5 protein-coding genes are annotated in these 6,475 nt (G+C 64.0%); 2 read left to right on the top strand and 3 right to left on the bottom strand.

The genetic code is table 11. The features are described 5' to 3' along the window. The 3 genes from HV701_RS24555 to HV701_RS24545 form a co-directional block, all read right to left on the bottom strand. Positions 1 to 310: biotin/lipoyl-containing protein (locus tag HV701_RS24555; RefSeq protein ID WP_338077773.1), on the bottom strand; the 310-nt coding region annotated here is incomplete at its 3' end. A 102-nt stretch (positions 311 to 412) separates the two neighbouring features. Further along, complete coding sequence (locus HV701_RS24550) at positions 413 to 3,280, bottom strand: 2-oxoglutarate dehydrogenase E1 component (RefSeq protein ID WP_175135609.1); 2,868 nt, start codon at positions 3,278 to 3,280, stop codon at positions 413 to 415. A 329-nt stretch (positions 3,281 to 3,609) separates the two neighbouring features. After that, positions 3,610 to 4,080, bottom strand: coding sequence for an Lrp/AsnC family transcriptional regulator (locus tag HV701_RS24545; RefSeq protein WP_175135608.1), 471 nt, complete (start codon positions 4,078 to 4,080; stop codon positions 3,610 to 3,612). Between the two features lie 192 nt (positions 4,081 to 4,272). Between HV701_RS24545 and HV701_RS24540 the strand changes: the two genes are divergently transcribed. Both HV701_RS24540 and puuE read left to right on the top strand, forming a co-directional pair. Next, positions 4,273 to 5,289, top strand: a complete 1,017-nt coding sequence (locus HV701_RS24540) for a 1-aminocyclopropane-1-carboxylate deaminase (protein WP_175135607.1) — start codon at positions 4,273 to 4,275, stop codon at positions 5,287 to 5,289. Between the two features lie 233 nt (positions 5,290 to 5,522). Beyond that, positions 5,523 to 6,467, top strand: a complete 945-nt coding sequence (gene puuE, locus HV701_RS24535; protein ID WP_175135611.1) for an allantoinase PuuE — start codon at positions 5,523 to 5,525, stop codon at positions 6,465 to 6,467. Positions 6,468 to 6,475 lie beyond the last annotated feature (8 nt).

Genomic DNA, 6,475 nt, shown 5'->3' with positions numbered 1-6,475 from the left:
CGGCGGCTTGCGCGGCGGCCTTGGGCGCTTCGGCGGCCGGGGCGGTGGCCGGCGCGGCCGCGGCCTTGGCGGCGGTGTCGATACGCGCCAGGACTTCGCCCGAGGTCACGGTGCTGCCATCGCCCTTGACGATTTCAGCCAGGACGCCCGAAGCAGGCGCCGGCACTTCCAGCACGACCTTGTCGGTTTCGACTTCGATCAGGATTTCATCCGCCTCGACGGCTGCGCCGGGTTGCTTCTTCCAGGTCAGCAGGGTCGCTTCGGAAACGGATTCGGAGAGTTGGGGGACGACGACGTCGGTGATAGCCATTTTGTTTGTTCCGTAAAGTATGTGTTCTGGACCGCGCGGCGCGGGCAAAGTTCGAAAACGGTTTTCGCAACTTGCCGCACGCCGCGCGTGCATCGGGTTGGGTTACTTGGTCAGCATGGCCTTGAACTTGGGCGCGAAAGCCGCTTCGATCAGCGCCTTTTGCTGCTCCTGGTGCTTGGCCAGGTAGCCCACCGCCGGCGATGCCGACGCGGCGCGGCCAGCGTAGCCCAGCTTCTGGCCTTCGACCATGTTCTCGTACACGTGATGCTGAACGTAGAACCACGGGCCCTGGTTCTGCGGCTCGTCCTGGACCCAGATCACTTCCGTGGCCTTCGGGTACTTGCGCAGCTCGGCCTCGAAGGCCTTGTGCGCGAACGGGTACAACTGCTCGACGCGCAGGATGGCGACGTTGTCGGCGCCACGTTCACGGCGGGCATTGACCAGATCGTAGTAGACCTTGCCCGAGCAAGCCAGCACGCGCTTGACCTTGGCGGCGTCGATGGCCTCGTCGACCTCGCCGATCACCGGGCGGAAGCTGCCGCCGGCCAGGTCGGTCAGGGGCGAACCCGCGTCCTTGTTGCGCAGCAGCGACTTGGGCGTGAACAGCACCAGCGGCTTGCGGAACGGGCGGATCATCTGGCGGCGCAGCACATGGAAGATCTGCGAGGCCGAAGTCGGCTGGATCACTTGCATGTTGTTGTCGGCGCACAGCTGCAGGAAGCGCTCGATGCGGCCCGACGAGTGCTCGGGGCCCTGGCCTTCGTAGCCGTGCGGCAGCATCAGGGTCAGGCCCGACTGGCGGCCCCACTTGGCTTCGCCGGAGCTGATGAACTGGTCGATCACGACCTGGGCGCCGTTGACGAAGTCACCGAACTGGCCTTCCCAGATGGTCAGGGTGTTGGGTTCGGCGCTCGAGTAGCCGTATTCGAAGCCCAGCACGGCCTCTTCGGACAGCACCGAGTCGATCACGGTGAACGGGGCCTGGCCTTCCGAGACGTTCTGCAGCGGAATGTAGGTGCCGTCGTTCCAGCGCTCGCGGTTCTGGTCGTGCAGCACGGCATGGCGGTGCGTGAACGTGCCGCGGCCCGAGTCCTGGCCGGTGATGCGGATGGCGTAGCCCGACGAAACCAGAGTGGCGAAGGCGAGGTGTTCGCCCATGCCCCAGTCCAGGTTCATCTCGCCCTTGGCCATGGTGCGGCGGTCGTTGAGCAGCTTGGCCACCAGCGGGTGCACCGTGAAGCCTTCCGGCACCGTGGTGATGCGCTCGCCGATGCGCTTGAGTTCGGCCAGCGGCACGGCGGTGTCGGCCTGGTCGGTCCACTTGGCGCCCAGGAACGGCGACCAGTCGATGGCGTACTTGCTCTTGTAGTCGGTCAGCACCGGCTCGATGGTGCGCTGGCCGTCTTCCATCAGCTGGCGGTAGTCCTTGACCAGCTGGTCGGCTTCGCCTTCGGCCAGCACGCCTTGCGTGGTCAGCTTGTCGGCGTACAGCTTGCGCGTGCCGGGATGGTGGCCGATGCGCTTGTACATCAGGGGCTGCGTCAGCGACGGGGTGTCCTGTTCGTTGTGGCCCAGCTTGCGGAAGCAGACGATGTCGACCACGATGTCGTGGCGGAACTGCAGGCGGTAGTCCAGCGCCAGCTTGGTCACGAACACCACGGCTTCGGGATCGTCGCCGTTGACGTGGAACACCGGTGCTTCGATCATCTTGACCACGTCGGTGCAATACAGCGTCGAACGCGAGTCGCGCGGGTCGGACGTAGTGAAGCCGATCTGGTTGTTGATGACGATGTGCAGCGTGCCGCCCGTGCCGTAGCCGCGGGTCTGGGCCAGGTTCAGGGTTTCCATCACCACACCCTGGCCGGCGAACGCCGCATCGCCGTGCACCAGCACCGGCAGCACTTGCTTGCCTTCGGCATCGCCGCGGCGTTCCTGGCGAGCGCGCACGCTGCCTTCGACCACGGGGTTGACGATTTCCAGGTGGGACGGGTTGAACGCCAGCGACAGGTGCACCGGACCGCCACGGGTCGACAGGTCGCTCGAGAAGCCGTTGTGATACTTCACGTCGCCGTCGGTCAGGCCTTCGGCGTGCTTGCCTTCGAACTCGGCGAACAGGTCGCCGGGCATCTTGCCCATGATGTTCACGAGCAGGTTCAGGCGGCCGCGGTGGGCCATGCCGACCACGATTTCCTGGACGCCGTTTTCACCGGCGTGGTTGACCACTTCGTCCATCGAGGCGATGAAGCTCTCGCCGCCTTCCAGCGAGAAGCGCTTCTGGCCGACGTACTTGGTGTGCAGGAAGCGCTCGAGGCCTTCGGACTCGGTCAGCTGCTGCAGGATGTGGCGCTTTTCCTCGGCCGTGTAGGTCGGCGCGCCCAGCGTGGTTTCCAGGCGTTCCTGGATCCAGCGCTTGGCGGCGGGGTCGGAGATATGCGTGAATTCGGCCCCGATGCTGCGGCAGTAGGTGTCGCGCAGCGCCTTCAGGATGTCGCGCAGCGTCATGGTGCTGGCGGTCGTGAAGTACGTGTTGGTGGCCGAGTAGGTCTGATCGAGATCGGCTTCGGTCAGGCCGTAGAAAGACGGGTCGAGCTCGGGGATCGGGGGACGTTCCTGGCGCTTGAGCGGGTCCAGGTCGGCCCAACGCGAACCGAGCGAGCGGTAGGCGGCGATCAGCGACTGCACCGAGACCTGCTTGGAGGCGACGCTCAGGTCGGGTTCGGCGGAGCGCTGCACGAAGGCATTGGCCTTGGCGCGCTGGGCGAACGATTCGACGATGGGAGCGTGGGCCTGGTCGCGGGTGGATTCCTGGCCGTCGGTGGCGGGAGCGTGCTGCAGCTGGTCGAAGTATTCGCGCCAGTTGTCAGGTACCGAACCGGGGTTGTCGAGGTAGGCTTCGTAAAGCTCTTCGACGTAGGGGGCATTTCCCCCAAACAAGTAAGACGTGGATAGGGATTCTATTTCCGAAGACATAATCGCTTCACCTTTACGAGTGCTTCACTCGATTACGATGCAGGAAAACCTTCCGCGACACGGGCTTCCCGTTTAGCGGATAGCAGGGGCAGAAGGCGCGTACAAGCCTTGAAAGCCGTATGCATGAAAGTATAACCCTTTGAGTTTATGGGCGTCTTCTTGCGATTGCGTGACGCAAAAGCGCGCCAGGAATGGTTTCATGCGGTGTTGGAATGTCCGTGCAACCCCTGCAATTACGCCGTCTACACGCCCGCAAATTCCGCCAACAAAAAATGCCGCAGCGCGGCATTTTTTCTGGCAAGTGCAGCAGGTGTTGTGCAATAGCCGCGTCACAGCGGCAATGCGGTGGTCGACAGGATCTCTTTCAACACGAAAAAAGTGCGGATCTGGCGCACCCCGGGCAGCTTGATGATCTCTCCCGCGTGCAACTTGTTGAAGCGTTCCAGGTCGCGGATGCGCAGCATCAGGAAGTAGTCGAACTCGCCCGCCACCAGGTGGCATTCGAGGCAGCCGCTGATGCCGCGCGCGGCCTGCTCGAAGTCGGTGAAGGAATCCGGCGTGGAACGATCCAGCACCACGCCCACGATCACCAGCGTGGCCATCTCGACCTCGGCCGGTTCGAGCAGCGCCACGGTCTTCCTGATGATGCCCTCGGCCTTGAGCTTCTCGACCCGCCGCAGGCAGGCCGCGGGGCTGAGGTGCACCCGCGCGCTCAGGTCCAGGTTGGTGATCTGGGCATCCTGCTGCAACAGGCGCAGGATCTGGCGGTCGATACGATCCAGTCCGGCGATGGCGGCCATTCAATACGTCCCTATAAAATTTAATTTTGTGTTTATCTTCTTATTCTCAATATTAATTAAAAAAATAGAAACTCCAAGCCATTAAAAATGCCTTGACTGAAAAAATACGCAATTGACCAGCAATCCGGCCGGTTCCTATGATTTTCCCACCCGCGGCGCCATCAGCCCGGACCCTTCCCCTCAGGAGCCCGCATGGATCTGCAACGCTTTCCCCGCCATCGCCTGACCTTTGGCGACACCCCCATCGAGAAGCTCGAACGCCTCTCCGCCCACCTCGGCGGCAACGTGGAGATTTACGCCAAGCGCGAGGACTGCAACAGCGGCCTGGCGTTCGGCGGCAACAAGCTGCGCAAACTGGAATACCTGATTCCCCAGGCGCTGGAACAGGGTTGCGACACACTCGTCACCATCGGCGGCATCCAGTCCAATCACACCCGCATGGTGGCGGCCGTGGCCGCCAAGCTCGGCCTGGCCTGCGTGCTGGTGCAGGAAAATTGGGTGGACTATTCGGATGCGGTCTACGACCGGGTCGGCAACATCATGATGAGCCGGCTGATGGGCGCCGACGTGCGCCTGGTCGATCAGGGCTTCGACATCGGCTTCCGCCGCAGTTGGGAAGAAGCGCTGGAAGACGTGCGCAAGCGCGGCGGCAAGCCCTATGCGATCCCGGCCGGCGCTTCCGACCATGAACTAGGCGGGCTGGGCTATGTGGGCTTCGCCGAGGAAGTGCGGCGCCAGGAGGCCGAACTGGGCTTCAAGTTCGACTACATCGTGGTCTGCGCCGTCACCGGCAGCACCCAGGCCGGCATGGTGGTGGGCTTTGCCGCCGATGGCCGCGCCGACCGGGTGATCGGCATCGACGCCTCGGCCACGCCCGACCAGACTCGCGCGCAGATCCTGCGCATCGCGCGGCGCACCGCCGACATGGTGGGCTTGCAACGCCCGATCAGCGACAGTGACGTGGTGCTGGACACGCGCTACGCCTATCCGGCCTACGGCCTGCCCTCGGCCGAGACCAACGAGGCCATCCGCCTGTGCGCCCGTCTCGAAGGCATGATGACGGACCCGGTCTACGAGGGTAAGTCGATGCAGGGCATGATGGACATCGTGCGGCGCGGGGAAATCCCCGCCGGCTCGCGGGTGCTGTACGCACATCTCGGGGGGGTACCGGCGATCAACGCCTACAGCTTTCTCTACCGCAACGGCTGACAGCGGCTACGGCGTCAGCGGCTGGCCTTGCGGCGACCTGCGCTGACCCCCTCTGTTTCCGGGTGTCCCCGACGTCCCGCCCGCAGCGCTTGCCGGCGGGACGATCGCTTCATGGCCCTTGGCATCGGCATTGACCTGCGCATTAGGGTCATCACTAATGATGTACATAAATTGTATACAGGAAACGCGGTTTACCTTATCGTGTCATGCACGATGTCCACGCCCGCCCCGCCATGAGCACCTACGACACCACCCGCCCCTACCCCCGCGACCTGATCGGCTACGGCCGCAACCCGCCGCATGCGCAATGGCCCGGCGGCGCCCGCATCGCGGTGCAGTTTGTGCTCAATTACGAAGAAGGCGGCGAGAACTGCGTGCTGCATGGCGATGCCGGTTCAGAACAATTCCTGTCTGAAATGTTCAACCCGGCCTGCTACCCGGACCGCCACCTGAGCATGGAGGGCATCTACGAATATGGCTCGCGCGTCGGCGTCTGGCGCATCCTGCGCGAATTCGAAAAGCGCGGCCTGCCGCTGACGGTGTTCGCGGTCGGGATGGCCTTGCAACGCCATCCCGAACTGGCCGCGGCGCTGGTCGAAATGGACCACGAAATCGCCTGCCATGGCTGGCGCTGGGTGCACTACCAGAACGTGGACGAAGCCACCGAACGCGAACACCTGCGCCTGGGCATGGAGGCCATCGCGCAACTGACCGGGACCCGCCCGCTGGGCTGGTATACCGGCCGCGACAGCCCGCGCACGCGCCGCTTGGTGGCGGACTATGGCGGCTTCGAATACGACAGCGACTACTACGGCGACGACCTGCCGTTCTGGATGCGCGTGCAAAAGAGCGACGGCAGCGTGGCGCCGCAACTGATCGTGCCCTACACGCTGGACTGCAACGACATGCGCTTCGCGCTGCCGCAGGGTTATTCGCACGCCGCCCCCTTCTTCCAGTATCTCAGGGACAGTTTCGACGCGCTCTACGCCGAAGGCGACGAGGCGCCCAAAATGCTCAGTATCGGCATGCATTGCCGCCTGCTCGGCCGGCCCGGCCGCATCGTCGCGCTGCAACGCTTCCTGGATCACATCGCGCGCCACGACCGCGTCTGGGTCTGCCGCCGGCTCGACATCGCCCGGCATTGGCGGGCGCGCCATCCCTATCAACCCGCTTCCTGAACGGCGCA

Origin of the sequence: Achromobacter pulmonis, from assembly GCF_902859765.1 — a bacterium.
Taxonomy (GTDB): Bacteria; Pseudomonadota; Gammaproteobacteria; order Burkholderiales; family Burkholderiaceae_B; genus Achromobacter; species Achromobacter pulmonis.
This window is presented reverse-complemented; position numbering and strand designations above follow the sequence as displayed.